General features: G+C 67.0%; 26 protein-coding genes. 6 read left to right on the top strand and 20 right to left on the bottom strand.

Going from position 1 to position 26,362, the window contains the following annotated elements; translation table 11 throughout:
- Positions 1 to 128: 128 nt before the first annotated feature.
- From B4L26_RS09210 to B4L26_RS09200, 3 genes are all read right to left on the bottom strand, one after another.
- Positions 129 to 746: a hypothetical protein gene (locus B4L26_RS09210; RefSeq protein ID WP_290718228.1), complete on the bottom strand. Its 618-nt coding sequence runs from the start codon at positions 744 to 746 to the stop codon at positions 129 to 131.
- Between the two features lie 173 nt (positions 747 to 919).
- Positions 920 to 1,543 carry a DUF456 domain-containing protein gene (locus tag B4L26_RS09205; protein ID WP_290718226.1) on the bottom strand — a complete coding sequence of 208 codons (624 nt, stop codon included), beginning with the start codon at positions 1,541 to 1,543 and terminating at the stop codon, positions 920 to 922.
- Positions 1,544 to 1,659: 116 nt separating this feature from the next.
- Positions 1,660 to 2,532: an exodeoxyribonuclease III gene (locus B4L26_RS09200; RefSeq protein ID WP_290718224.1), complete on the bottom strand. Its 873-nt coding sequence runs from the start codon at positions 2,530 to 2,532 to the stop codon at positions 1,660 to 1,662.
- A gap of 47 nt (positions 2,533 to 2,579) precedes the next feature.
- Between B4L26_RS09200 and B4L26_RS09195 the strand changes: the two genes are divergently transcribed.
- The 5 genes from B4L26_RS09195 to B4L26_RS09175 all read left to right on the top strand — a co-directional run bounded on the left by B4L26_RS09195 (position 2,580) and on the right by B4L26_RS09175 (position 7,862).
- Positions 2,580 to 3,818, top strand: a complete 1,239-nt coding sequence (locus B4L26_RS09195) for an MFS transporter (protein ID WP_290718222.1) — start codon at positions 2,580 to 2,582, stop codon at positions 3,816 to 3,818.
- A 93-nt stretch (positions 3,819 to 3,911) separates the two neighbouring features.
- The gene (locus B4L26_RS09190; protein ID WP_290718220.1) at positions 3,912 to 4,400 is read left to right on the top strand and encodes a Fur family transcriptional regulator; all 489 of its coding nucleotides are present in this window, start codon (positions 3,912 to 3,914) and stop codon (positions 4,398 to 4,400) included.
- Positions 4,397 to 6,616: a catalase/peroxidase HPI gene (gene katG, locus B4L26_RS09185; protein ID WP_290718218.1), complete on the top strand. Its 2,220-nt coding sequence runs from the start codon at positions 4,397 to 4,399 to the stop codon at positions 6,614 to 6,616. The genes B4L26_RS09190 and katG overlap by 4 nt, the downstream gene beginning before the upstream one ends.
- Before the next feature lie 37 nt (positions 6,617 to 6,653).
- Complete coding sequence (locus B4L26_RS09180) at positions 6,654 to 7,307, top strand: class I SAM-dependent methyltransferase (RefSeq protein WP_290718236.1); 654 nt, start codon at positions 6,654 to 6,656, stop codon at positions 7,305 to 7,307.
- Positions 7,308 to 7,397: 90 nt separating this feature from the next.
- Positions 7,398 to 7,862 (top strand): hypothetical protein, encoded by a 465-nt coding sequence (locus tag B4L26_RS09175; RefSeq protein ID WP_290718216.1) that lies wholly within the window; start codon positions 7,398 to 7,400, stop codon positions 7,860 to 7,862.
- Between the two features lie 4 nt (positions 7,863 to 7,866).
- On the opposite strand, the gene B4L26_RS09170 is transcribed toward B4L26_RS09175, so the two are convergent.
- From B4L26_RS09170 to B4L26_RS09115, 12 genes are all read right to left on the bottom strand, one after another.
- Positions 7,867 to 8,289, bottom strand: coding sequence for a nitroreductase/quinone reductase family protein (locus tag B4L26_RS09170; protein WP_290718214.1), 423 nt, complete (start codon positions 8,287 to 8,289; stop codon positions 7,867 to 7,869).
- Between the two features lie 92 nt (positions 8,290 to 8,381).
- Positions 8,382 to 8,984, bottom strand: coding sequence for a TetR/AcrR family transcriptional regulator (locus B4L26_RS09165; protein ID WP_290718212.1), 603 nt, complete (start codon positions 8,982 to 8,984; stop codon positions 8,382 to 8,384).
- Positions 8,981 to 9,829 (bottom strand): enoyl-CoA hydratase family protein, encoded by an 849-nt coding sequence (locus tag B4L26_RS09160; protein WP_290718210.1) that lies wholly within the window; start codon positions 9,827 to 9,829, stop codon positions 8,981 to 8,983. The genes B4L26_RS09165 and B4L26_RS09160 overlap by 4 nt, the downstream gene beginning before the upstream one ends.
- A gap of 10 nt (positions 9,830 to 9,839) precedes the next feature.
- Complete coding sequence (locus B4L26_RS09155; RefSeq protein WP_290718208.1) at positions 9,840 to 10,997, bottom strand: acyl-CoA dehydrogenase family protein; 1,158 nt, start codon at positions 10,995 to 10,997, stop codon at positions 9,840 to 9,842.
- A 21-nt stretch (positions 10,998 to 11,018) separates the two neighbouring features.
- Positions 11,019 to 13,007, bottom strand: coding sequence for an acetyl/propionyl/methylcrotonyl-CoA carboxylase subunit alpha (locus B4L26_RS09150; protein ID WP_290718206.1), 1,989 nt, complete (start codon positions 13,005 to 13,007; stop codon positions 11,019 to 11,021).
- A gap of 8 nt (positions 13,008 to 13,015) precedes the next feature.
- Entirely contained in the window at positions 13,016 to 14,614 is a 1,599-nt protein-coding gene (locus B4L26_RS09145) for an acyl-CoA carboxylase subunit beta (RefSeq protein ID WP_290718204.1), read from the bottom strand.
- A complete protein-coding gene (locus tag B4L26_RS09140; protein WP_290718202.1) occupies positions 14,611 to 15,774 on the bottom strand; it encodes an acyl-CoA dehydrogenase family protein in 1,164 nt (387 codons plus the stop codon). Before B4L26_RS09140 ends, B4L26_RS09145 begins: the two co-directional genes overlap by 4 nt.
- Positions 15,774 to 17,483 (bottom strand): acyclic terpene utilization AtuA family protein, encoded by a 1,710-nt coding sequence (locus B4L26_RS09135; RefSeq protein ID WP_422653588.1) that lies wholly within the window; start codon positions 17,481 to 17,483, stop codon positions 15,774 to 15,776. Before B4L26_RS09135 ends, B4L26_RS09140 begins: the two co-directional genes overlap by 1 nt.
- The gene (locus B4L26_RS09130; RefSeq protein WP_290718200.1) at positions 17,480 to 18,283 is read right to left on the bottom strand and encodes a TIGR03084 family metal-binding protein; all 804 of its coding nucleotides are present in this window, start codon (positions 18,281 to 18,283) and stop codon (positions 17,480 to 17,482) included. Before B4L26_RS09130 ends, B4L26_RS09135 begins: the two co-directional genes overlap by 4 nt.
- Positions 18,284 to 18,447: 164 nt before the next feature.
- On the bottom strand, positions 18,448 to 19,119 hold the full coding sequence (locus B4L26_RS09125; protein WP_290718199.1) for an alpha/beta fold hydrolase: 672 nt from the start codon (positions 19,117 to 19,119) through the stop codon (positions 18,448 to 18,450).
- A gap of 26 nt (positions 19,120 to 19,145) precedes the next feature.
- A complete protein-coding gene (locus tag B4L26_RS09120; protein ID WP_290718198.1) occupies positions 19,146 to 20,027 on the bottom strand; it encodes a PaaI family thioesterase in 882 nt (293 codons plus the stop codon).
- Positions 20,024 to 21,049 carry a hypothetical protein gene (locus tag B4L26_RS09115; protein WP_290718196.1) on the bottom strand — a complete coding sequence of 342 codons (1,026 nt, stop codon included), beginning with the start codon at positions 21,047 to 21,049 and terminating at the stop codon, positions 20,024 to 20,026. Before B4L26_RS09115 ends, B4L26_RS09120 begins: the two co-directional genes overlap by 4 nt.
- Before the next feature lie 87 nt (positions 21,050 to 21,136).
- On the opposite strand from B4L26_RS09115, the gene B4L26_RS09110 reads away from it, so the two are divergent.
- The gene (locus tag B4L26_RS09110) at positions 21,137 to 21,895 is read left to right on the top strand and encodes an esterase/lipase family protein (protein ID WP_290718194.1); all 759 of its coding nucleotides are present in this window, start codon (positions 21,137 to 21,139) and stop codon (positions 21,893 to 21,895) included.
- 57 nt (positions 21,896 to 21,952) lie between these two features.
- Here the strand turns inward: B4L26_RS09110 and B4L26_RS09105 are convergent, their stop codons facing one another.
- The 5 genes from B4L26_RS09105 to B4L26_RS09085 are packed head-to-tail and all read right to left on the bottom strand — an operon-like array spanning position 21,953 to position 26,324.
- Entirely contained in the window at positions 21,953 to 22,816 is an 864-nt protein-coding gene (locus B4L26_RS09105) for an SDR family NAD(P)-dependent oxidoreductase (RefSeq protein ID WP_290718192.1), read from the bottom strand.
- A 1-nt stretch (position 22,817) separates the two neighbouring features.
- Positions 22,818 to 24,125 carry a hypothetical protein gene (locus B4L26_RS09100; protein WP_290718190.1) on the bottom strand — a complete coding sequence of 436 codons (1,308 nt, stop codon included), beginning with the start codon at positions 24,123 to 24,125 and terminating at the stop codon, positions 22,818 to 22,820.
- 4 nt (positions 24,126 to 24,129) lie between these two features.
- Positions 24,130 to 24,705: a nuclear transport factor 2 family protein gene (locus B4L26_RS09095; RefSeq protein ID WP_290718188.1), complete on the bottom strand. Its 576-nt coding sequence runs from the start codon at positions 24,703 to 24,705 to the stop codon at positions 24,130 to 24,132.
- Positions 24,706 to 24,735: 30 nt separating this feature from the next.
- The gene (locus tag B4L26_RS09090) at positions 24,736 to 24,927 is read right to left on the bottom strand and encodes a ferredoxin (RefSeq protein WP_290718186.1); all 192 of its coding nucleotides are present in this window, start codon (positions 24,925 to 24,927) and stop codon (positions 24,736 to 24,738) included.
- 17 nt (positions 24,928 to 24,944) lie between these two features.
- Positions 24,945 to 26,324, bottom strand: a complete 1,380-nt coding sequence (locus tag B4L26_RS09085; protein ID WP_290718184.1) for a cytochrome P450 — start codon at positions 26,322 to 26,324, stop codon at positions 24,945 to 24,947.
- Positions 26,325 to 26,362 lie beyond the last annotated feature (38 nt).

Below are 26,362 nucleotides of genomic sequence, written 5' to 3'. Positions count from 1 at the left end.
CAGACAGCTTGACAACTACCGGGCTGACGCTGACTTGACGAAACCGCGCAGGGTTCATGACACCAAATGAAGATCGGGCCGGATCACCTCGCGGTGATCCGGCCCGATTCCTTGCTAGTCACAACCGACTACGGGGTGTTCCACCACGTCCAGAAGGCGCGGATGGTCTCACCGCCGCGGCAGTTGCTGTAGCCGATGTAGGCGCCGACTGCGGCACCGGCAGCGATGCCCCAGAACGCACCGACGATCACAAAGAAGCCGATGAGGCCTCCGACGATCGCACCGACGAGAACCGACGGAGCAGCGCACGACCAGTTGTTGTTGGCCTTCGTGACGAGGTTGTTCCAGGCCTGGGCCTTGGTCATCTTCGCCACGTTGTGCTTGAAGGCGACATCGTTCTTCGCAACCTTGGCGACCTGGGGCTTCAGGTCCACGGACTTGGAGTCCGACGCGACGACGGCCTTCATCGGGATCGTCTTGCCGGCCACCTGGTGGCTCGTCAGGCTGATGCGCTCGGTCGTCACGCCGAGGGCGTTGCGGACCATCAAGGTGTCACCGGACTGCTTGAAGGTGCCCTTGTTGAGCTGCAGGTGAATCGTGTCGTAGTCGGCGCCGGTCAGGACACCCCGGACGTCACCGGTGCCGAGCATGGCCCGCGGGGCGGCGTTCGCGGTACCCAACGGCACGACGAGCAGTGCGGCGAATGCTACCGCGAGCATTCCCATAATCGAGGCAATGCGCTTCAATGAACTCCCCTTTCGATGGCCTGCAGAAAACCTGCAGTATCGCGATTCAAGCACAGGAAGGTCACGGACGAACGTTTTACGCGCGAACACGGGACAACTGTCCCGATTTCACACGTGTCGGGCCGGGTCCCGGAAAGGACCCGGCCCGAGGTTCACCCGTGGCGAACCGGCTGTTATGGCGCGCTGAGCCACCGCTGGCCGGCGCGGATCGTCTCGCCACCGCCGCAGTTGCTGTAGCCGATGTAAGCACCGATCAGGCCACCGATGACCCAGCCCACGAAGAAGACGAAGAATCCGATGATGGCACCGACCGCGATGGCGGGCAGAGCGCAGTTGAAGTTCTTGTTCGCCTTGTTGACCAGGTCGTTGTAAGCCTGGGCCTTCGTCATTCCCTTGACGTTGTGCTTGGCGACCTGCGTCTTCGTGAAGTGCGGCGTCAGCTCGGCCGACTTGCGGTCAGCGGCAACCCGAGCGGAAACCGGGACACTCTTCCCTTCCGACTTGACGACCAGCGGAATACGGTCAGTGGTCTTGCCCAGAGAGTTGACGATCGCCAGCGAATCACCCTGCTGCCTGAAGACGGAGTTGTGGAGCTTCACGGACACGGTTTGGTAGTCGTTCACGAGCGAGATCTGGGCGTCGCCGGCCTTGACCGCGGCGGGAGCCGCATTCGCGGTGCCCAGGGGGACCACCAGCAGCGCCGCCACGGCCGCCGCCAGCATTCCCAACACTGAAGTAATTCGGTTCATGTTCACCCCTTCTACGTGGCTGCAGCGAATCTGCAGTTCGCCGATCAAAACACAGCGTGCTCTCAGATTTGAGATGAGTCATATTTGACCGATTCGCACGCCCAAAAAGGCGGATATTCAACCGCCATAAAAGGGACTAAATGCGCACTTCCGACGCGTATTCGTCACGCCTGGGGAAGGCGGGCACCACCCTTGCGCTTCACCGGATTGGACGGCGGCGGGACGACAGGCCCGATATCACCGTCGGGAGCGGTGTCCAGATCGACGATGACCGGCGCATGGTCACTGGGCTTGGTCCCCTTGCGCGCCTGCCGGTCGACAAATGCCGCCGCGACGCGCGGTACGACGTCGGCACCGGCGAGGATCAGGTCGATGCGCATCCCGAGGTCCTTGTGGAACATCCCGGCGCGGTAGTCCCAGTAGCTGAAGACCCGCTCCCCCGGCCACCGCGCACGGATGACGTCGACGAGTCCGGTGTCGACGACCGCGGCCAGCGCCGCCCGCTCCACATCGGTGACGTGCGTGTGCCCGGCGAAGGCCGCCGGATCGAACACGTCGTCGTCGGCGGGGGCGATGTTGATATCGCCACACACGATCGTCGACGACGGGCCCGCACTCAGTACCGCGTCCCGTAGCGCTTTGAGCCAGGTCAATTTGTAGTCGTAGTGGTCAGAGCCGACTTCGCGCCCGTTGGGCACGTACAGGGAGTAGACGCGCACCCCGTCGCACACCGCCGAGACGGCACGCGCCTCGACCGATTCGGGGTCGGGATAACCGGGCGTGCCGGGGAAGGCCTTCTCCACGTCGTCGAGTCCGACCCGCGAGAGCAGCGCCACGCCGTTCCACTGCCCCTGCCCGTGGTGGGCCCACTCATAGCCCAGCGCGTCGAGGTCCGCCCCGACGGCGTCGGCGAAACCCGCATCGTCGAGCTTCGTCTCCTGCAGGCAGACGACGTCGGGACGGCGCTGCTCCAACCACGGCAGGAATCGCGGCACCCGCGCTGACAGGGAGTTCACATTCCAGGTCGCAACACGCATGGCTTCAAGTTAGCGTGCAGATACCCGAACCCATGAACGGCGGCTAGATGCACGACGAGCCAGATCCGGGCGTGCCGCGCAGCGCTGCCGGCCCGCGCGCTGAGTCGTTATGGGCGGGGCGCCTCATCGTCGGCATCGCCATCCTGGTCTTCGCCTTCACCTTGCGCACCGCGGTGACCTCACTGGTCCCTCTGCTGACTCGCGTGGCCGCAGACCTCGGGTTCGGACCGACAACCATTGGCTTCGTCGCCATGATGCCGACGGTGATGTTCGGCCTCGCGGGCTTCGTCTCTCCCCCGCTGACCCGACGATTCGGCCTCGAACGCGTCGCGTTGGGGGCGGTGATCGCCACGGGTGTCGGGATCGCCGCACGAGCGGGCTCCGGGTCCGCAGCCATGCTGCTGGTGTGGTCGGGGCTGGCACTGGGCGGCATGGGAATCGGCAACATCATCATCCCGCCACTCGTCAAGCGGTACTTCGGCGACCGAATCGCCCTCCTCTCAACCGCCTACATCACGTGCGTGCAATTAGGCACCGCCGTACCGGCCGCCCTGGCGGTCCCCGTCGCCGAGGCCCACGGCTGGCGGATCTCCCTGGGCATGTGGGCACTGATCCCGGCCATCGCCGTTCTCCCCTGGATCAGCGTCGTACGCGCCCGTCATCGCCACGACCTTGCCGACCACACGGCACTGCCGCACGGCCGGGTGCGCGGTGTGTGGCGCTCGCCGCTGGCCTGGGGTCTGACCGTGATGTTCGGCATGACGGCGTTGGTGACGTACGCGCTGTTCGCATGGCTCCCGGTGTTGCTGATCGACGCGGGCGGAAGCGAACGACTCGGCGGAAACATGATCGCCCTGTTCGCAGCCCTTGGCTTCGCTGGCACGCTCGTCGCACCGTCGATCTGTGCGCGGTTCCGTAATCCGTTCGGCTTCGCGCTGGTCTTCGCGGCCCTGCTCGTCGTCGGCATGGTCGGCTTTCTAGTGGCACCACTGGCCGCCCCGTACCTGTGGATCTTGCTGCTCGGCCTCGGGCCGACGACCTTCCCGATGGCGCTCACGTTGATCAACCTGCGTACGCGGACCGACGAGGAGTCGGCCGCTCTATCTGGGTTTACCCAGGGCACCGGATATTTGCTGGCGTGTTCGGGACCGGTGCTATTCGGCGTACTGAACGAGATGACCGGCAGTTGGGCGTGGTCGATGGGCTTTCTGTTCGCCGCCGTCGGGGCTCTCGTCGCCGGCGCCGCTGTCGCCTGTCGCCCGGGATACCTGACTGTGCGGGCTTGACCGCGCGAGCCCGACACCGCCAGCAGGCAGGGACTTTCGGACTGATATCCGCAAACTCTGGATCGAGTCAAGAAAAGGGTCCATACTGGAAACGTGCCGTCGACCGATGAGCTGACGCAGGCGCTGCGCGCCGCGGATCTGCGTGTCACGCAACCCCGCGTGGCGGTACTCGACGCCGTCCACCGCAACCCGCACGCCGACACCGACAGCGTTCTCACGACCGTCCGCGCGGACCTGCCCACCGTCTCGCGCCAGGCGGTCTACGACATCCTCGCCGCACTGACCGAGTCCGGCCTCGTCCGCCGCATCCAGCCCGCGGGCACCTATGCCCGCTACGAAGCGCGCGTCGGCGACAACCACCACCACGCGGTGTGCCGACGGTGCGGTGCCATCAGCGACATCGATTGCGCCACCGGCCAGACACCCTGCCTTGACGGCCCCGCCCCCGACGCATTCATCGTCGACGAGGCGGAGGTCATCTACTGGGGCACGTGCGCGACGTGCTCGACCACAGACTTCTCCGAAGAAGAATTCACCAAAGAAGATTCAGCCCTCAGCCAGTACCGAAAGGACCCGAAATGACTGATGCCGCCGAGCTCGACGCCGTCAATGCCTCCGACGCCAGTTGCCCCGTGATTCACGGACTCACCCGCCCCACCGAGGGGTCGGCGAACCAGGAGTGGTGGCCCAAGCGTCTCAACCTGCGCATCCTCGCGACGCACCAGCCCGTGTCCAACCCGATGGCAGGCGAGGACTTCGACTACGCCAAGGAGTTCGAGTCGCTCGACCTCGAAGAGGTGAAGGCGGACCTGCGCGCCGTCATGACCGACTCGAAGGAGTGGTGGCCCGCCGACTACGGCAACTACGTCGGCAACATGGTCCGCATGACGTGGCACGCTGCGGGCACCTACCGCGTCCAGGACGGCCGCGGCGGCGCCGGCAACGGCCAGCAGCGCTTCGCCCCGCTCAACAGCTGGCCCGACAACGTCGGCCTCGACAAGCCGCGCCGCATCCTGTGGCCGGTGAAGAAGAAGTACGGCCGCAAGCTCAGCTGGGCCGACCTCATCGTCCTGGCCGGCAACGTCGCCATGGAGAACTGCGGGTTCGAGACGCTCGGCTTCGGCGGCGGCCGCGCCGACCAGTACGAGGGCGACGACGAGACCTACTGGGGTCCGGAGACCACCTGGCTGGGCGATGAGCGCTACACCGGCAACCGCCAACTGGAGAATCCCCTTGCTGCGGTCCAGATGGGCCTGATCTACGTGAACCCCGAGGGCCCCAACGGCAACCCGGATCCGCTGGCCGCGGCGGCCGACATCCGCGAGACGTTCAAGCGCATGGCGATGGACGACGTGGAGACCGCGGCCCTGATCGCCGGCGGCCACACCTTCGGCAAGACCCACGGCGCCGGTCCGGCCGACCTCGTCGGCCCCGAGCCCGAGGCCGCCCCCATCGAGCAGATGGGCCTGGGTTGGAAGAGCAGCTTCGGCTCCGGCGACGGTGCCGACACCATCCAGTCCGGTCTGGAGGGCGCCTGGAACAGCACCCCCACCACGTGGGACAACAACTTCTTCTGGACCCTGTACGGGTACGAGTGGGAGTTGGGCGAGAGCCCGGCCGGTGCCAAGCAGTGGCACCCGAAGGACGGCGCGGGTGCGACGAGCGTCCCCGATGCCGCCGACCCGACCAAGCGGCACGCACCGATGATGCTGACCACTGACATCGCCCTGCGCACCGATCCGGCCTACGAGAAGATCACGCGCCACTTCCTGGACAACCCGCAGGACTTCGCCAGGGAGTTCGCCAAGGCGTGGTTCAAGCTGACCCACCGCGATATGGGCCCGCTGTCCCGCTACAAGGGCTCCGAGGTCCCCGACGAGGTGTTCATCTGGCAGGATCCGATCCCCGAGATCGACTACACCCTGGTCGGACCGTCGGAGATCGCTGACCTGCGCAGGCGGATCGTCGACTCGAAACTGACCGTCGAACAGCTGGTGTCGACGGCGTGGGCGTCGGCGGCGAGCTACCGCAACAGCGACAAGCGGGGCGGCGCCAACGGTGCGCGCATCCGCCTTGAGCCGCAGCGGAGCTGGGAGGTCAACCAGCCCGAGAAGCTCGCCAAGGCCCTGTCGCGGCTGGAGAAGATCCAGGCCGAGTTCAACGCCGCACAGGACGGCGCGACCCGCATCTCGCTGGCGGACCTGATCGTGCTGGCGGGCGGCGTCGGCGTCGAAGAGGCGGCCCGCAAGGCCGGTTACTCGATCAACGTGCCGTTCCACCCGGGCCGCAACGACGCGACCGCAGAACAGACCGATGTCGAGTCCTTCGAGTACCTCGAGCCCAAGGCCGACGGCTTCCGCAACTACCGCGGTAAGAGCGCCGAACTGCAAGGCGAGTTCCTGCTGGTCGACAAGGCCAACCTGTTGGGCCTGTCCGCTCCGCAGATGGCCGTCCTCGTCGCGGGTCTACGCGTGCTGGGCGCCAACTACGACGGATCGAAGGCGGGCGTGTTCACCGAGAGGCCGGGCACCCTGACCAACGACTTCTTCACCACCATCACCGACATGGATGTCACCTGGTCGAGCAAGGACGACGAGGAGGAGGTCTTCGTCGGGACCGTCGGAGGCAAGAAGAAGTGGCTCGGCACCCGCGTCGACCTGGTCTTCGGCTCCAATGCCGAGCTGCGCGCACTGTCGGAGGTCTACGGTGCCGACGACGCCGCGGGCAAGTTCGTCGATGACTTCGTCGCCGCCTGGGTGAAGGTCATGGACAACGATCGGTTCGACCTGCACAACTGATATCGACGGTGGGCCGGGTTACCGTGACGGAGTGAGCATGCACTCCCACGGTGACCCGGCCTCTTCCATTGACGCGCGCGAGCATTGGGAAGAGTTCTACGACGGCAAGCGGCCGTGGTCGGGCAAACCCAACGCGATCCTCGTCGAGGAGATCGGTGACATCGATGCCGACGGTAAGGGCGCCCTCGACCTTGGCTGCGGATCGGGCGCCGATGCCATCTGGCTCGCACAACAGGGCTGGCGGGTGACAGCCGTCGACATCGCCGACGCCGCCCTGGCCTCCGGTCGGGCGCATGCCGCCGACGCTGGCGTGGCCGACGACGCGATCACCTGGCGGCGATCCGACCTGGGTGCCGAGTTCCCCAACGGCACCTGGGACCTGATCAGCGCGTTCTACCTGCACTCCACGGTGACGCTGGAGCGCGCGGCCATCCTGCGCAAGGCCGCGGCGGCCGTGAAGCCCGGGGGCACGCTGCTCGTCGTCGGGCATTGGGCCATGCCGTCGTGGCGGTTCGACGGCGATCCCCCGGCCTTCCCGAGCACCGACGACGTGCTCTCCGACGTCGGCGCGGACGAGTCCTCACCGTGGACCGTCGTGCGCACCGGGCTCTCCGAAGTGCCCATGACCGACCCCGACGGCAACCCCTGCACGCGCACCGACAACGTCGTCCACCTGCGCCGGGACGAATAGACCCTTTCGCTTGGCGCCAAACAGGAGGATCGTCGTAGGTGGAATTGGGAATGCATGGAATGGAGCTCACCTACGGAGAGGAGTCCGGACATGATTGCCAAACCACTTCTCGCGGCCGTAACCGCAGTCGCGACACTCGCGCTTGGAGCCACCACGGCGATTGCGCCCACCGCGCACGCGCAAGAGATTCGCCACATCGCGAGCAATGCCTGCTGGAGCATCAGCCCCAACGTCGTCGACGCCCCATACCGCGGGCGGATCACCACCACGCAGTGGCTGCCCACCGAGCGGGGCCACCTCACCGTGTACATCGAGCACACGGCATCGATCTTCGGCTACCGGACACGGCCGCAATTGGCCTGGCACAACCTGACCTCCGGCGCGCGCGGCCACGTGGGCACGACGGCCTACAGCAACCCTCTGGGTGAGGGTGCCTCGGTCAGCAACTTCTGGACCGGACCGGGAAAAGTGCACCTCACGATGCTCACCACCAGTAACAACAGGGTGGTGACGGTGCGTTCGACGGTCTGCTCGACGACGGTGCGGGTCTACTGAGCCGTCAGCCGGTGCGGCGCAACGCGAGGACCGGGATGGTGCGCACACCTTCGGTCTTCTGCGCGTACTCGGCGAATCCCGGATACCGCTGCGCCTGTTCGGCGTAGGCGAGATCGCGACGGTCGCCAGTGATCTCGTCGACGGACACCGCGTACCGCTGCGTCCCCCGCTCCACCTCGGTGGTGCCCGCGGCCAGCAGGTTGTAGTACCACTCCGGGTTGGTCGGCGCACCGGCCTTCGACGCGAAGATGTAGATCACGTCCGGGTCGTCGTCATCGGGTAGGTACATCAAGGGCACGACGCGCTGCACTCCCGACTTGCGGCCGCGGTGGTGCACCAGCACCATCGGCGCCCCCTCGAAGGGTCCTGAGACACGGCCTTCGTTCGCACGGAACTCCTCGACCACCCCTGCGTTGTAGTCAACCATCGTCGAGCCTCGCTTCCGCCGCGTCGGCGTGCCGACCATTTTGCGCCGTCGTCGCGACCATTCTGCGCCGTCGGCGTGCCGACCACTACCGATTACTGCGACAACGCATCGACCAGCTGTCCGCACCACGTCGCGACGACCTGCTCGCGACGACGAGAATCGTCGGAGAGCGTGTCAGCCAGGCCAAGCCCGCGCGCGAGGTCGAGTGTCACCTGCGCCAGGCGGTGCGCATCCGGGTGCACGCCCGCCGGATCGAGGCCGGCGACGGTGAACCTGTGCGCCGCCCGGGCGAGCTTGGCCTCCAACGGCAGGATGACTTCCCGCAACGCCGGGTCCGACGCGGCGGCCGCCCAGACCTGCAACGCCGCCTTGAACTGGGTACCGGTGTAGATGGCGACGGCCTTGTCGACGACGGCGTTGACGCGGGTGTCGAGGTCATCGGGGACATCCGCCAACACGACAGACGCGTCGGCGGTCATCGTCTCGAACATCTGCTCCATGACGGCGGTGATCAGCGATTCCCGCGTCGGGAAATGGTGCTGTGCGGCCCCGCGCGACACACCGGCGGCTTCGGCAACGGCAGCGACCGTCGTCGCCGACCAGCCCTGCGTGGCGAGCATGTCGATGCACTCGTCGAGTAGGCGTTCACGCGTGGCGCGGGACCGTTCCTGTTGCGGTTGCCGCGCGGCAGTCACCGACTCGAATCCCAGCTGGGCCGCTGCTTCGTGAGGAACGCGGTCATGCCCTCGCGCGCGTCATCGGAGGCGAACAGTGCGGCCGACTCCGCAGCGCGCCGGGCCGCGAGTTCCTCGAACCCGTCGAGAATGGCCGCGGTGGTCAGCGCCTTGGACGCCGCCAGCCCCTGCGGGGAGGCTTTCCGGACCCCGTCGAGAACTTCGTCGACGAGATCGGTCAACTCCTCGTCGCTCGAAGCCGCCTGCGTCACCAACCCGATCCGCTCGGCCGTGGCCGGGTCGAACTTCTCTCCGGTGAGGAAGTAGCGTCCGGCCGAGCGCGGGGTCATCTTCGGCACGAGTACGACCGAGATGATCGACGGCGCCAACCCGAGTCGGGCCTCGGTCAGTGCGAAGGTTGCCTCGGGCCCCACGAACGCCATGTCAGCGGCACCGACGAGCCCGAAGCCGCCGGCGCGCACATGACCGTTCGCGACGACGATCACCGGCTTGGGCATCGTCAGCATCGACCGCATCATTCCGACCATCGACGAGGCACTCTCGGCGGTGGCCTCCTCCGGGCTCAGGCCGCGGCCCAGTGCCTCACGAAGGTCCGCACCGGCGCAGAACGTGCCCCCGCTGTGGGTGAGGACGACCGCGCGGACCGCGTCGTCGGCGGCCGCCTCGGTCAGCGCTGCGGACAACCCAGCGACGAGCGTCGACGAGAGCGCGTTGCGGTTCTCCACCGCGTTCAACGTGATCGTCGTGACCGCGCGCTCGGTGCTGGTGACAACTTCAGCCGATTCCGGGGGGTCTGACGGGATATTCCCGTCGGTGGGTCGATTCGAGGCCGAAGTTGGCGACATATCCATGCTCCTAGTACGACTTCGGCAGACCCAGGCTGGTCTGCGCCACGAAGTTCAGGATCATCTCGCGACTCACCGGCGCGACCTTGGCGATGCGGACCAGCGCCAGCATGGGCGCCAGCCCGTACTCGCTCGTCAGACCGTTGCCACCGAGGGTGTGCACGGCCTGGTCGACGAGCTTCGTCGACGCTTCCGCCGCGGCGTACTTGGCCATGTTGGCCGGTTCGGCGGCCCCCCAGTCGTCGCCGGCGTCGTAGAGCGTCGCGGCCTTCTGCATCATCAGCTTGGCCATCTCCAGCTCGACCTTGCCGGCGGCCAGCGGATGCGCGATCGCCTGGTGGGCGCCGATCGGCGTCTTCCACACGGTGCGGTCCTTGGCGTAGGCGACGGCCTTCTCCAGTGCGAAGCGGCCCATGCCGATCGCTGACGCCGCACCCATGATCCGCTCCGGGTTGAGACCGGCGAACAGCTGGCTCAGCGCCGCCTCCGGCTCCCCGACGAGCGCGTCGCCGGGCAGGCGCACATCGTCGAAGAAGAGCTGGAACTGCTTCTCCGGGTTCTGCAGCTCCATCGGAATCTGGGTGTAGGTGAAGCCCTCGGTGTCGGTGGGCACGATGAACAACGCGGGCGCCAGCTTGCCGGTCTTGGCCTCCTCCGTGCGTCCGACGACCAACACCGCGTCGGCCTGGTCGATACCGGAGATGAACACCTTTTGCCCGGACAGGATCCACTCGTCTCCGTCACGGCGGGCGGTGGTGGTGATGTGGTGCGAGTTCGACCCCGCGTCGGGCTCGGTTATCCCGAACGCCATCGTGATCTCACCGCTGGCCAGGCCGGGCAGCCATTTCTGCTTCTGCTCGTCGGTGCCGAAGCGGGCAATCACGTTGCCGCAGATCGCCGGCGACACGACGAGCATCAGCAGCCCGGTGCCTGCTGCGGCGAGCTCCTCCATCACGATTGACAGCTCGTACATCCCGGCCCCGCCACCGCCATACTCCTCGGGCAGGTTGACGCCGATGAATCCCAGGTCACCGGCCTCTTTCCAGAGCTCAGTGGTCTTCAGGTCTTCCTTTGCGCACTTGCTGAAATACTCGCTGCCGTACTTCTTCCCGAGCGCAGCCACCGCAGCGCGCAACTCCTTGCGCTCGTCGGTCTCGATGAAACTCATTGCTTCCCTTCCGTACAGATCTCAGGCGTCGGCCGACGCGTCTTCTGCCTCGATGACGGCCAACACATCGCCGACGGCGAGCTGGCGGCCCACCTCGACGGCCAGCGTGGCGACGACGCCATCACTCGGTGCGGCGATCGTGTGCTCCATCTTCATGGCCTCCAACCACAGCAGCGGCTGGCCCGCGGTCACGCGGTCGCCCTGCTCGACGGCAACTCGGATGACCGAGCCGGGCATCGGCGCCAGTAGCGACCCGGGCCGCTGCACCGACGACGGGTCGACGTAGCGCGGCGCCACACCCAGCGCCACCGACGCCCCGGGACGGTCGACGAAAACGGTGTCCCCATAGCGGCTGACGGTGTATTCGCGGGCGACGCCGTCGACGATGAGACGACCGTCGACTACCTCCACACCCTCGTCGTCGGGGAGGTCGACGACGCCACGGGTGATGCGATACCGGACGACGATCTCCTCGTCGCCGGACGCGTACGTCTTGGACTGATAGCCCGACGGGATGTTGCGGAACCCCGACGGGATGGTCCCCAACGCCCCGGCGGTGGCCCGGTTCTCCTGTGCATCGGCCAGCGCCGCAGCGATCGCGGCCACCCGGACGTCAGCCGCGCAGGCCAGCGGCGCGGCGAGCACGTCGAGGCCGACCTCGTCGATGAAACCGGTGTCGGTGTCGCCGGAGGCGAACTGCGCCGAGCGCAGCGTGTTCACCAGCATGTCCCGGTTGGTCACCGGTCCGTGCAGCGTCGCATCGGCCAAGGCCCGGGCCAGGACGGCCGCTGCCCGGTGCCGAGTCGGCGCCCAGCTGATCACCTTGGCGATCATCGGGTCGTAGAACGTCGAGATCTCACTGCCGTCGGCGATGCCGGTGTCGACGCGGACCCGCGACAGGACCGAATCCGACGCCGCGATGGCAAAGCGGTGCACCGTTCCCGACTGCGGCGCCCACTCGGCCGCAGGGTTCTCCGCGTACAGGCGTGCCTCAATCGAGTGGCCGGTCGCCCTCGGCTCGTCGCCCACCAACGGCTCACCCATCGCGACGCGCAACTGCCACTCGACGAGGTCGAGTCCGGTGGTTTCCTCGGTCACCGGGTGCTCCACCTGCAGGCGCGTATTCGTCTCCAGGAAGAAGAACCGACCGTTTCCGTCTGCCAGAAACTCCACGGTGCCCGCACCCGAATACCCGATCGCGGCCACGGCTTTGCGCGCCGCGTCGTAGAGGCGGTCGCGTAGGTCGCCGCCGAGGGATTCGACGAGCGGTGATGGCGCCTCCTCGATGACCTTCTGGTGACGGCGCTGGATGGAGCACTCACGCTCCCCGACGGCCCAGACCGCGCCGTGGTCGTCGGCCATCACCTGCACCTCGATGTGGTGGCCGCGCTCGACGTAGGGCTCGCAGAACACCGTCGGGTCACCGAAGGCCGACTCTGCCTCCCGCTTGGCCCCGGCTACCTGGTCGTCGAGGTCGGCGAGAGCGCGGACGATGCGCATACCGCGACCGCCACCGCCGGCCGACGCCTTGATCAGCAGCGGCAGGTCGGCAGCGGTGACCGTCGTCGGGTCGAGGTCGCCGAGCACCGGCACGCCTGCGGCCGCCATCAACTCCTTGGCGTTGACCTTCGACCCCATCGCGGTGATCGCCGACGGCGGCGGGCCGATCCAGACCAGCCCGGCGTCGATGACCGCCTGCGCGAAGTCGGCGTTCTCCGAGAGGAAGCCGTAGCCGGGGTGGATGGCATCCGCACCGGCCGCCCGTGCTGCGGCGATGATCAGCTCGCCGCGCAGGTAAGTCTCGGCCGACGTGGAGCCGGGCAGGTGCACCGCCGCATCGGCCTGGCGCACGTGCGGCGCGTCGGCGTCGGGGTCGGAGTACACCGCGACCGTCGCGATACCCATGGCGCGACAGGTCGCGAATACGCGGCACGCGATCTCGCCGCGGTTGGCGACGAGGACAGAAGTGATCTCCCGTTCGACGGGGGTGGTGATTGCTCGAGTAGTCATATCCCCGCTCACATCCGAAAGACGCCGAAGCCGTCGGCGCCGGAAACGTCGCCGTTGTGGATTGTCGACAGACACATGCCGAGCACCGAGCGGGTATCGCGCGGGTCGATCACCCCGTCGTCGTAGAGCATGCCGCTCAGGAATGCCGGGATCGATTCCTTCTCGATCTGCGCCTCGATCATGGCGCGCATCCCTGCATCGGCCTCTTCGTCGACGGTGCCGCCGCGGGCCTCGGTGGCTGCGCGCGACACGATCGAGATGACACCGGCCAGCTGGGCTCCGCCCATGACCGCCGATTTGGCGCTCGGCCAGGCGAACAGGAAGCGCGGGTCGTAGGCGCGGCCGCACATTCCGTAGTGCCCAGCGCCGTAGCTGGCCCCCATCAGCAGCGAGATGTGCGGCACCGTCGAGTTGGAGACTGCGTTGATCATCATCGAGCCGTGTTTGATGATGCCGCCGCGCTCGTACTCCGCACCGACCATGTAGCCGGTCGTGTTGTGCAAGAACAGCAACGGGGTGTCGTACCGGTTGGCCAGCTGGATGAACTGCGTCGCCTTCTGCGACTCGGCCGAGAACAGCACGCCCTGCGCGTTGGCGAGGATGCCGACCGGATACCCGTGGATCCGCGCCCACCCGGTGCACAGCGAGTTGCCGTACTCGGGCTTGAACTCGTCGAAGTCACTGTCGTCGACGATGCGCGCGATCACGTCGCGCGGGTTGAACGGGATCTTGAGATCGCTCGGCACGATGCCGAGAAGCTCCTCGGCGTCGTAGCGCGGTTCGATCGACGCGGCGATCGGTCCCGGGCCCTTCTTGCGCCAGTTCAACCGGGCGACGATGCGGCGGCCGATGCGCAGCGCATCCTGCTCATCGACGGCCAGATAATCGGCCAGGCCCGATTCGCGGGCGTGCATGGTCGCACCGCCCAGCGTCTCGTCGTCACTCTCCTCACCGGTGGCCATCTTGACCAGCGGAGGGCCGCCGAGGAAGACCTTGGAGGCGCCGTCGATCATGACGACGTGGTCGCTCATACCGGGGATGTAGGCGCCGCCGGCCGTGGAATTGCCGAAGACCAGGGCGATCGTCGGGATGCCGTCGGCGGATAGTCGGGTGAGGTCGCGGAACCCCTGCCCGCCGGGGATGAACACCTCTTTTTGCGTCGGCAGGTCGGCACCGCCGGACTCCACCAGGGAGATGACCGGCAGCCGGTTCTCCCGGGCGATCGCGTTGGCGCGCAGGCTCTTGCGCAGCGTCCACGGGTTGGAGGTGCCGCCCTTCACCGTCGGGTCATTGGCGGCGATCATGCATTCCACGCCCTCAACGACCCCGATGCCGATGATCACCGATGCGCCGACCTGGAACTGTGATCCCCACGCGGCGAGCGGGCACAGTTCGAGGAAAGGACTGTCGGGGTCGATGAGCATCTCGATGCGCTCGCGCGCGGTCATCTTGCCGCGGTCACGGTGGCGCTGAACATACTTTTCGCCGCCGCCGGCCAGCGCCTTGTCGAACTCGACCTGCAACTCATCGAGTTTTTCGGTCATCGCCGAAGCCGCCGCGGCGTATGCCTCACTACCCGGGTCGAGTGTGGACTTGAGAACGGTCATGCCTGATACCCCAATCGTTTTGCCGCCAAGCCGGTCAAGATCTCCGTGGTTCCGCCGCCGATGCCGAGGATCCGCATGTCGCGGTATTGGCGCTCGACCTCGGTGCCGTTCATGTAGCCCATACCGCCGAACAGCTGAACGGCCTGGTTGGCGACCCATTCGCCGGCCTCAACGGCGGTGTTCTTCGCGAAGCAGACTTCTGCGATCAAGTCCGCCGGTGACCCATTCACCTGGCTTTCCACGACCGCTCGGGTGTAGGTCCGCGCGACGTCGATGCGCCGCGCCATCTCGGTGACCGTGTTCTGCACCGATTGCCGCGAGATGAGCGGACGGCCGAAGGTCTCGCGGTCGCGGACCCAGGCCAGTGTGAGGTCCAAGCAACGCTGTGCGTGGGCGTAGGCCTGCACGGCGAGCGCGACTCGCTCGGTGACGAACGCGTTGGCGATCTGCGCGAAACCGGAGTTCTCGGCACCGACGAGGTTGGCAGTCGGGACGCGGACGTCCTGATACGACAATTCTGCGGTGTCCGAGGCCAGCCAGCCCATCTTGTCGAGCTTGCGGGTAACGGTGAACCCGGGCGTGCCCTTTTCGACGACGAGCAGCGAGACCCCGCCGGCGCCGGCGCCGCCGGTGCGGACCGCGGTGACGACGAAGTCGGCGCGCACCCCGGAGGTGATGAAAGTCTTCGACCCGTTGACGACGTACTCGTCGCCGTCGAGTTGCGCGGTGGTGCGCAGGTGGCCGACGTCGCTGCCGCCACTCGGCTCTGTGATGGCGAGGCTGCCGATCTTCTCGCCGGCCAGCGTCGGACGCACCCAGCGGTTGATCTGGTCGGCATCACCGGCTGCGATCAGGTGCGGGAGGGCGATGCCGCTGGTGAACAACGACGCGAAGACGCCGCCGGAAGTGCCACGGTAGAGGAGCTCCTCTTCGGTGATCACCGCGTCGACGACGTCACCGCCGGACCCGCCGACCTCCTCGGGCATACCCAGTCCGAGCAGCCCTAGCTTTGCGGCCTCGACATGCAGTTCACGCGGGATCAGGCCCTCGTGTTCCCACTCGTCCTGGTTCGGCAGGATGTGGCGGTCGACGAATCCGGCGACGCTGGCGCGCAGCGCTTGGCGCTCGGGGGCGTCCCACAGCGCGGAGGTGAACGGCATCAGCTCACCTGTCCGTCGAGGAAGCGCGTCGGGATCTCGAGGTAACGCGAGCGCAGCCATTCGCCCATGCCCTTGGCCTGGGGGTCGAAGCGCACGTTGTCGGCAACACCGCGCCCCAGCACGCCCTCAATCACGAAGTTCACCGCACGCAGGTTGGGCAGCGCGTAGCGGTGCACGGTGAGATCGGCGACCTCGGGTAGCAGTTCGCGGACCTTCTCGACGGTGAGCGTCTGATCGAGCCAGGTGTACTCCTCGTCGGAGCGCACCCACACCCCGATGTTGGCGCTGCCGCCCTTGTCGCCCGAGCGCGCGCCCGCGACGGTGCCCAGCGCCTTGCGCACGGTGGGCCCGAAGTCGCCCGCTACCGCTCCCGGCGCCGAATCCTCGTCGACGGGGACCGGGCCGCGCAGCGGCGACGGGTCGATGGTGACGGCCACTCCGTCGGGTTGGATGACGCGATGGGTCACCTTGGCGGCATCGACGTAGCCGGGCTCGAAGACGCCGTAGGGCGAGGCGTTCCCGGGGGGCGCCGTCAGGGTGAAGCCGGGGTAACTGGCGAGGGCCAATTCGACGATCGCCGACGAGAGGGCGCGGCCCACCTTGTCCGGGTCGGTGTCGCGGGCGACGACGCGCAGCAGGGCGCTGGCCTGCTCCTCGGTGGCGCCATCGGCGTGGTCGGTGCGGGCGAGGGAGAAGGTCAGATCAGCTGGTTCGGCCGAGAGGGCAGCGCGGAACTGCTCTTCGAAGAGGGCTGCCTTCGCGTCGATGTCGAGGCCCGTGAGCACCACGTCGACCTGGTTGCGCAGGCCGGCGAGGAAGTTGAGCGAGACCTTGAGGTCGCTCGGCGGGTTCTCGCCCCGCACACCGCTGATCGCGACGCGATCCGGGCCGGCCTGGGTGAGTTCGGCGGAGTCCAGGCGCGCGGTGACGTCTGGGTTGAGGTAACGGGGGCCGCCGACCTCGTAGAGCAGCTGCGCGGTGACGGTTCCGACGGTGACCGCCCCGCCGGTGCCCTCGTGCTTGGTGATGACCGACGATCCATCGGCGCTGATCTCGGCGATCGGAAAGCCGAGGTGCCCCATCGGGATCTCGGTGAAGAACGAGTAATTGCCGCCGGTGGCCTGCGCTCCGCATTCGAGGATGTGGCCGGCGACGACGGCGCCGGCGAGCGCATCGAGATCCGTGTAGTCCCAACCGAAGGCCGCGGCGGCGGGTCCGACGGTGAGCGATGCGTCGGTGACGCGGCCGGTGACGACGACGTCGGCACCGCGGTCGAGTGCCGCCTTGATACCGAAAGCGCCGAGGTAGGCGTTGGCGGTCAACGGGTTGCCGAAGCCGAGTTTGCCCGCATCCTTGATCAGGTCGTCGCCGCTGACGAACGCGACTTGTGCGTCGAGCCCCAGCCGGTCGGACAGTTCACGGATCGCGACGGCCAGCCCGTGCGGATTGAGCCCGCCGGCGTTGCTGACGATCTTGACGCCCTTGTCCAAGGCAAGTCCGAGGCAATCCTCGAGTTGGCGCAGGAAGGTCTTGGCGTAGCCGAGGGCCGGGTCCTTCAGACGGTCTCGGCCCAGGATGAGCATGGTCAGCTCGGCGAGGTAGTCGCCGTTGAGGTAGTCGAGTTCACCGCCCTCGAGCATCTCGCGCATCGCCGCGAAACGGTCGCCGTAGAAGCCCGACATGTTGCCGATACGGATGATGTCGCTCACTGCTGATCTCCCTTCGCCTCACGGCCCGTTCCGGGCGGGCCGGCGAAGCACTGTGCGATACCCACCCATTCCGCGGCGTCGTCGCCCGTGGTGGTGATGTCGAGGTCGGCCGGATGACGGCGCTGCGTGACGAGTTGACAGAAGTCCAGGGCCGACCCACGGACGACGTTCGATGCGTCCTCGGGTCCCCACGTCCATTCATCAGCACCGGTTGGGGACTTGAGCTCATAGCGGAACGGCTCGGCCGGGACCTGCTTGCCATTGACCAGGTAGGCGAAGTCGCGGGTGCGCGCGCCGATGTGGGCGACGTGGCGCAGACGCTCAGTCGGTTCGACCGTGACCCCCAACGCATCGGCGACGTCGAGCCCATGCGCCCACGTCTCCATGATGCGAGCCGTCGCCATCGACGACGCCGACATCGACGGACCGAACCACAAGAGCTTGGTCCCGTCGGGGACCGCGCACAGTGCGCCGGCGAGCTTTGCCCTCGTCTCCCGCCAGTCCACGAGCAGGTCGGCCGGCGGTCGCTGCGCCTCTGCCTGGGCAGCACGGTCGACATATCCCTCGGCCTCGCCGGACGCGAACGCCTCGGCGACCATCGCGCTGAAGCCTTCGGGGTCGGTCACGGAGAACAGCGAGGTGCGGTCGGTCCACAGGAGGTGCCCGATCTGATGAGCGATCGTCCACCCCGCCGCGGGTGTGGGCATGGCCCACTGTTCATCGGTGAGGTTTGCGACCAGGTCGTCGAGTGCATCACTCTCCGCAGTCAGGTCGCCCACAAGAGCTACTACGTCCGCCATGAGATCAGCGTCACACGACTATCGGAAAAAAGCAAGCACGCCTGATTGTTTCCACGCTTCGCCGAGCGAGCCCGAATCATCGCCGAACGAGCCCAATATTGCGTCGACCGAGCCCACATCGTCGTCGACCGAGCCCAGATTCCCTTCGACCGAAGCCCAGAGACCTACGCCAAGAGCTTCCCGGCCACCGCCGACGGTTGCGTGAGCGCAGCAAGATGCCCTCCGGGCACCGCCTCCACGTCGACGCCGAGCCGCTCGCCCACCACCCGACGTTGAAACTCCAGAGGAAACAGCCGGTCATCTTCGGCGACGATGAACCGCGTCGGCACGTCCGGCCACGCGTCCAGCGGCCACGGATCGTCAAACGGGCGATCCGATTGAAACGGAGGCGGCAGCGCTTGCGCTTGCGCGAGCAGTTCGGCGTCGGCGTCGTGAAAGAACGTCACCCAGGGGTCGAATGGCGCATCGGGGTCGCGCCCGTCGTCGACCGCCTTTCGCCTCACCGCCTCCTCCTGGCCCGTATTGCTCCACCAATCACGGCCGGTCTCACCCGGCCGCGGCGACATCGCGTTGAGCATCACCACTTCGACGACGTCGAGTCGGCCGCACGCCAACGGGGCGCTCAGTCCGGCCATCGACTGGGCGACCAGCACGACGGGTCCGGGCGGCGCCGCGTCGACGATGCGGTCGGCGTAGACAGCAAGCCGGGCGTCGTCGTCTGCCGCCGGCAATTCAACGGCGACGGCGCTGTGCCCGCGTTCAACAAGCCTCGGTATGAGCCGGTGGTAGTACCAAGCCTGACCACCGGCCCCGGGCACCAGCACGAAGGAAGTCACTGCTCCAGGCTAAGGCCCAGTCAGCGTTAGACGTCGCACCTGGCGTCGGCGGTGGCACGGGCGAGCAGGATCCCGTCGGCGTCGTGCAGCTCGACGTCGACGGTGGACAGCCGACGGCCGATCTTCACCGGGATCGCCGTTGCCGTGACCGACCGTCCGTCGACGGCCGGCGAGCGCAGAAACGCCACCGTGAACTCGACGAGTTGGTAGCCGACGCCCGCGCGTAAGTTCGCCGCTACCCCCAGCGACGCCGCCTGCGCGACGATGGTCGCGATCATGCCGCCGTGCATCGTGCCGAAGAAGTTGCCCATCCATTTGGCGGCCGGAATGGCCAGGCGCACCGCAGCGGGATCGGCGTCGGCAATCGACGCGCCGAGCAGCTCTCCGAGCGGCCCGATGCGTCGCTCACCGTCGGCGATCGACGCCACGATCTGCGCGCCGGTGAGCGACTGGTCGATCGGTTCGGGCAGCTCCGCGTCGTCGGGTGCGGGCAGTGTCGGGCCGACGACGATCTCGGATTCCCCGATCCTCGCCCGGCCCACCCGGGCACTTCGTGCCCGACCGCCGGCCACTTCTTCGTCGTCGCCCCGGGTGACGCGCACCGTCGTCGAGCCGAAAGCCTCGTCGGACATGCTCAGCACACTCTCGCCGCGCAGCACGTCGGTCAGCCCGGGACGCGGGCCTACCGAGACACTCAACCGCGCCTGCAACGACGACGAGGAGCGATCCGCGAAGGAAAACGGAATCCCACCCAGGTCGTCGAACAGCACCATCAGGGCGGGCATTTCGATGAGACCTCGGTGGTCGGCGAACCGGGCACCCATCGGCTGGGTCATCACGAGCGGGGGCTCGAGCGAGTCGACCCGGATCGCGAATGCGTCGAAGGCGTTGACCGGCTGGTAGGTCACGACTTCTTGCCGAGGATCGCCGCAACCTCGGGTGAGGAGTAGAACGGCTCCAGTTGCTCGCGCACGATCCGCTCGAGCTCACCGGACTGCTTGACCGCGTCGAACAAGCGCGGGGCTCCACCGACGGCGTATTCCACGAGCGTGTCCCGGCTGAGGTCCAGGTCGTCGAGCACCTCGGCGGCAGGACTGTCGCCGTACACCGTGAAGAACCCGTCGATCAGGGCGTCGACGAGGAGCAGGACTGGCTCGGACACCGCCGCGGCGATGACGACGTCCTGGCCGATGCCGCCGATGCGCCGCACATCCTCCACCGACATCAGCTGGTCCAGCCGTCCCACCTTCTCGTCGGCATACAGGTCGAACACCTCGAGGACGGCCGCCCGCGTCGACGGGTCCTTCAACGTGGCGATGATGATCTTGTTCAGGCGCCCCATGGCGAACTCGGCGCCCTTGGCGGTGGCATCGCCGAAGAGTTCGCCGAACTGCTCGCCGGTCTTGCCGATCGCCTTGCCAGCGGTCTTTGCACCGAAGGAGACGAGCGACCCGACACCGGGAATCTTCTCGGCCACCGCACGGTTGCCGGCGATGACGTCGTTGACGATGCGGCCCACGAACCGCGACGCGAGGGCTGCGGTCATCGGGCTGTGCGTGAGGTCGTCGAGGATGTCTTCGAGCAGCGGGGTCAGCGCGATGACCTCGTCGGTGATCCGGCCGACGTTGTCGCGGTCGATCACGTCGCGCAGGGTGTACGTGCCAGCCGGGTTGGAGTACAGCACGTCCGCGCTGTGCTCGACCAGCGTCGACGCAGCCGTGCTCGGTGGCACGTTCGTGGCGAGTGTGCGGGCGATGGACTTGACCGTCGCCGGGTCGACGAGCGCGGAGATCGTGGCGTTCTCAGCGACGGCGAGGACATCGTCGACGGCCTTGGTGGCCAGCTCGGGGAGCTCATCGCCGGTGAGGCGGTTGATCACCCAGGAGACCTGCGCGTCGAGCAGGGCTTGGGCGGTGGATTCACTTGTCATGGGTTGAGGATATGGGCTCTACCGTCTGTGGCGCCGCACGGGTGCGGCAGGTGCTACCGTCGTCCGGTGATCAAATTTAGGTTTGCCTTGGCTGCTTTGATCGCGGTGGGACTCGCCATCTCGCCCGCCGTGATCCCGAGCGCCGACGCCGCGCCCCGCACGTCCAACCGGCCCACGCTTCCGGTGGTCTACGTGTCCGGCTCGAATGAGACGCGCGCCAGTGCCGAGAGATTCGCGACGGTGCTGCGCAAGAACGGTTTCGACACGTCGGTCTTCCTGGTCCACGAACCCAAGGACCCCTCGACCGATCCCTACCGGACCGTCTCGGGCAATTCGAAGCGCCTGCCCGCATTCGTCGACGGTGTGTTGGCCAGGACTCACGCCCGCAAGGTCGACGTCGTGACCTGGTCGCAGGGCGGTCTGGTGACCCGCTACTGGTTGAAGTACTTCGGTGGCGCGGCGCATGTGCGCTCGCTGACCAGCATGTCCGGGATGATCAAGGGCTCGCCGTTCCAGCGCACGATGCTGGCGTTGGGGGCCTGCCCTTCGGCGAAGGCCTGCGACGAGATGTCGGACACCGGAAAACGTCTGCATGCGCTGAACACGCCGACCGAGGCCCTGCCGGGTATCAAGTACTTCAACATCACGACAGTGACGGAAGAAAACGCGTTCCCCTACACGACCAATCTGATGAGCGGCCCGGGCGACTACGAGAACCTGATCACGCAGGACCAGTGCCCATTCGACCTGGTCTTCCACACGACCATGCCCGAGAACGCAGGCGTTCAGTCCGCGGTCATCTCCGCGCTGCACGGCGGGCCGATGCGGATGAAGTGCAGCGCCTGACACGACCTCACGCCCGTTAGATCCGACGGCTCCGATGAACCGGTCCTGCCGCAAGGGTCAGCCGAGCAGCGCAGCCAGTTCGTCCAGGCTGTACGGATCGGAATCGTTGTGGTCGCGATAGGCGATGAACGACGGCTGCGCGGGGTCGTACCGGCCGATGAAGCCACCCGCGGCACTGAAGATCTGCCCGGTGATGCCGTTGGACATCTGGCCGGCGAGGAAGACATACAGCGGCGCGACATACTCCGGCGGCGCCGGATCGAGGGCGGCGTCGCGCAGCCCGTCGTCGAGTATGCCGCGCTCGTGCAGGCCCTCGATGTGGCGCACGTAGTCGTCGCCGGTGGACAGGCGTGACCGCGCACCCGGGAGCACCGCATTCACGCGTACACCCGACGACTTCAGGTCTGCCGCGGCCGCCAGGGTGAGCGCGTTGACCCCACCCTTCCCGGCGGGATAACCGCTGCCGCCGAACATGCCGTGGGACGCAGCTGATCCGGTCAGCACGATCGACCCGGACCCCTGCTCGGCCATGAGCCGACCCGCAGCCTGGGTCAGCGCGAAGGCACTCATCAGGTGCGCATCGATCTGCTCTTCGAACTGTTCGCGCGTGATGGTCAGGATCGTTGACCCGGGCGGTTCGGCGACGCCGGCGCAATTGATCGCGACGTCCAGCGCGCCGAAGCGGCGCACTGCCGTCGCAACGATCTCGTCCGCGACCTCCGAGGCCGGTCCGACGACCCCGACCGCCTCGACCTCGCCACCGCCGGTGATCTCGTCGACGGCCGCGGCCACCGCATCGGCGTCACGACCGTTGATCACCAGCGACGCGCCGGCACCGGCCAGCGCGTAGGCGACCGACAGTCCGATCCCCCGCGTCGCACCGGCGACGACGGCGACTCGCCCGCCCAGACCGTTCTCCATATCAGCCCACCGGGGTGATCGGGATGATCGGAATGGCCCGACCGCGGTTGGTGAACTCGAAGTTCGACCCGCTGGAGAATCGCACGATGGCGACCTCATCGGCCTCCCGGTGCGGCTCGCCGCGCACTACGTCGACGACGAGATCACCGTCGGCGTAGGACGCCGAGTCCACGGTCCACCGCGAATCCACGCCGGCCACCATCGCGGCGAGCGGATCGGTGAACTCCGGTGTCAGCAGGTCCATCCAGCCACCGTCGCCGAAGGCCGGCGAATCCTGCGGGATGCGGATGCGCACCCCGGCGTCGGTCTCCTCGACGACGACACCGGTGTACTGCTGCGGCCCGAGGATCGGGTGCGCACGCAGCACGGTCGCCAGGTCCGCCGCGGAATCACCAAGGCGCAACGCGTCGCGCAACCTCTCCGAGGCCATCCCACTGATCCCGATGAGTTGGAGCCCGGTGATCCGCCGGGCCTGCTCGTCGCGGGAAGCCGCGCCGTGGCCGTCGCGATCGGAGACGTCGCGTCGAAGTACCGACAACCGGAAGCCGATGGCCAGCAGGTGGTGCTGCAGCGCGACCTCCTCGGCCATGCGCACCAGGGCCGTATGGGAGAAGTCGGAGAACACCAGGTCTTCCACCAGATCACCCCGGTAGTCGACGTGCCCGTCGGTCGCGGTTTGGTCGATCGGGCTCAGCGCCACCGTCGCGGCCGCCGTCTCGAGCACCGGTTTGGTGAACTCGGGCAATGGCAGCTCGTCGCGGTCGGGTTCGATGGTCACCGTCCACTCGCAATGCGGCGTGCGGTCTGTGGGCACCCGCGGAGGACGGTGCACCGGCCGGATCCGGGCCCGACGGTTCGTCGCGATGGCCGTCGCGTCGAAGGTCGGGTCCTCGATGTCGTGACACATCGAGGTCACGTACTCGTCGCCCATCGGCTCCACGTCCATCAGCGCGCCGCAGTGACTCAGGATGAAACCGCCGTGGTACTCGTCATGCACGACGTAGCGGAAGTCCATGAACTGCGGCGGCGCCCCGATGTCGAGCTGCAGGCACTTGAACATGTCGACGACGCCGTCGCCGTCGATGCCCAGTGCCGACCGCATCCGCCCGGTGTACACCGGGCTGGCCGCCATCCACTCCTCGATGGCAACCTCGGTCATCACCTCGCGCCCGAAGGCCGAGATGAGGTGGGCCATACCGCTGCGGTCGATCAACTGCCCCGACAGCAGAAGCTCGGGCAGCAGAGTCGCCAACTGCGACGACGAGAGGTCGGCGTACGGCGAGGATGGCCGACGGGCTGTGTCGGTCATCGGGTCACCAGAACTTGACGGGCGCGGTGCCGAAGTCGTACCAGCCGGGAAGGTTGCCCGGCGCGGACTTCTCGACGCGGGCCAGCATCTCGTCGCTCATCGCCTTCTTCGTCAGCATCTCGATGAACAGGGCCGAGACATTGCCGTAGTCGAAGAAGTCGCGCTGCCAGGCGAACTCGAAGTTGCCACCGTACTTGAACCAGCTGCCCTGGATGCCCTCGAGCGCGTAGTTCGTCCCGTCCTCACGGGTCCCCTCGTAAACCTGCTTCCACAGACCGATCATGTCGCCGGTCTTCTCGTCGATGACCCACGTCTGGTACGGGTAGATCCAGCCGTTCAGACCCTCCATCTCCTGGCCGAGGGCCAGATCGCGGATCTCGTCGCGGCCGACGGCCATGAAGTCCTTCGTCGGACCGTAATTCCAGCCATAGGTGGCGTCCACGGCGTAGTAGTCGGCGAGGCCGCGCCAATCGCCGATCTTCTCGGCCTCGATGTTGGCCGCGAGCCAGCGGTCCTTCATCTCCTCGAGTTCGGCGCGGTCGAACGGGCCGAAGCTGGTGCTTGCGCTGATTTCAGTCATGGTGTGTTCCTTTGCTTGCGTTGTTGGTGGTCAGTCTTCGACGATCCGCAGGGCTTGCGTGGGGCAGTACCGGACGGCTGCTTCGACGGCGGGCCGCAGTGATTCGTCGGGCTCCGCGTCGAGGATCTCCACCGAATCGCGCTGCGCCTCGAACACGTCGGGGGCCTCCATCTCGCACATCCCGTGCCCCTGGCACAGGTCGAGATCGACTTCGATTCGCATCGTCAATCCCCTTCCGCTCAGTCCCGCTGCCGGCGGCGGTAGCGCACCCGGCACGGCTGCGCCAGCTGGACGACCATCTTCGAGTGGTCGTTGTGGTAGGAATCGGGATCCTGCGCCAGCTCGAACTCGTAGTTCTGCAGCAGCACCGAGAAGATCGCCTTCATCTGCATCATCGCGAACTGCGCGCCGACGCAACGGTGGCGTCCGGCACCGAACGGGATCCAGGTCCACCGGTTGATGATGTCGTCCTGGCGCGGGTCGATGTAGCGATAAGGATCGTACGAATCCGCGTCGGGGAAGTCCTCGGGCAAGCGGTTGTTGACTGCCGGCGATACCGCGATCAGCTGGCCTTCCTTGACAACCTCATCCTCGATGGTGAAGTCCTCGCGGACCAGACGCATCAAGATGATCAGCGGCGGGTGCAGCCGCAGCGCCTCCTTGATTCCGGCTTCCAACAGCGGGATCTGGCGCATCGACGCGAAGCTGTACTCCGCCTTTCCCTCACCCTTGTCCTCATAGATGTCGTCGAGCTCGGCGACCACCTCGGCCATGTAGTCGGGGTGGCGCAGCAACTCCAGGAGCGTCCAGGCCGAGGTGCCCTGAGTGGTGTGGTGCCCGGCGAACATCATCGAGATGAACATGCCGGTCACCGTGTCAGCGCTGAACATCGGCGTCCCGTCCTCGTTCTTCAACGAGACGAGAACGTCGAGGAGGTCGCGCTGGTCCTTGTCGGTCTCCGGGTTGGCCTCGCGCTCCTCGAGGATTCCACCGATGAACTCGACGAGCTCGGCGCGTGCCGCGTCGCGGCGGCGGAAGCTCTCAATGTCGGCGTTGTAGTCGACGTAGGCGTACGGGTCGGTACCTCGCTCGAGGTCGTGGTAGATCTCCGAGATCCGCTTGTTGAGGCTTTCCCGGAACTTGCGACCGATCAGGCACGACGACGACGTGTAGAGCGTCAATTCACCGAACCACTCGAGCAGGTCGATCTCGCCCTCGTCGCCCCAGTTGGCGATCATCCGCTCGACCTCATTGGGGATGGTGATGGCGTGCTGCTTCATGTGCGCACCCTTGAGCGCCTGGTTGTGCAGCGCCTTCGACCGTTCTTCGGGCGAAGCGTCGAACACCACGCCCTCGCCGAACACCGGCGTCATGAACGGGTACGCGGCGGCTTGATCGAGCAGCTCGTCGGGAGCGCGGAAGAACTCCTCGTTGGCGGTCGCGCCGGAGACGAGCACGACCTCACTGCCGGCCAGCTGGAACATGCCGACGTCGCCGCACTCGTTGCGCACGCGCCAGAACAGCTCGATCGGGTCGTTGGTCATGTCGTCGAGGTGGCCGTGTTCGCCCTCCCCGCCGGAGACGCGCTTGGGGGTCTTCCGGTCGATGGATGTGGTCATGATGGGTTATCCCTTCTGTGTCATGACTGGTGTTGTGC

Origin of the sequence: Gordonia sp. UBA7599 (assembly GCA_002477755.1) — a bacterium.
Classification (GTDB): Bacteria; Actinomycetota; Actinomycetes; order Mycobacteriales; family Mycobacteriaceae; genus Gordonia.
The sequence above is the reverse complement of the archived record's forward strand: the minus strand, read 5'-3'. Positions and strand labels throughout refer to the sequence as shown.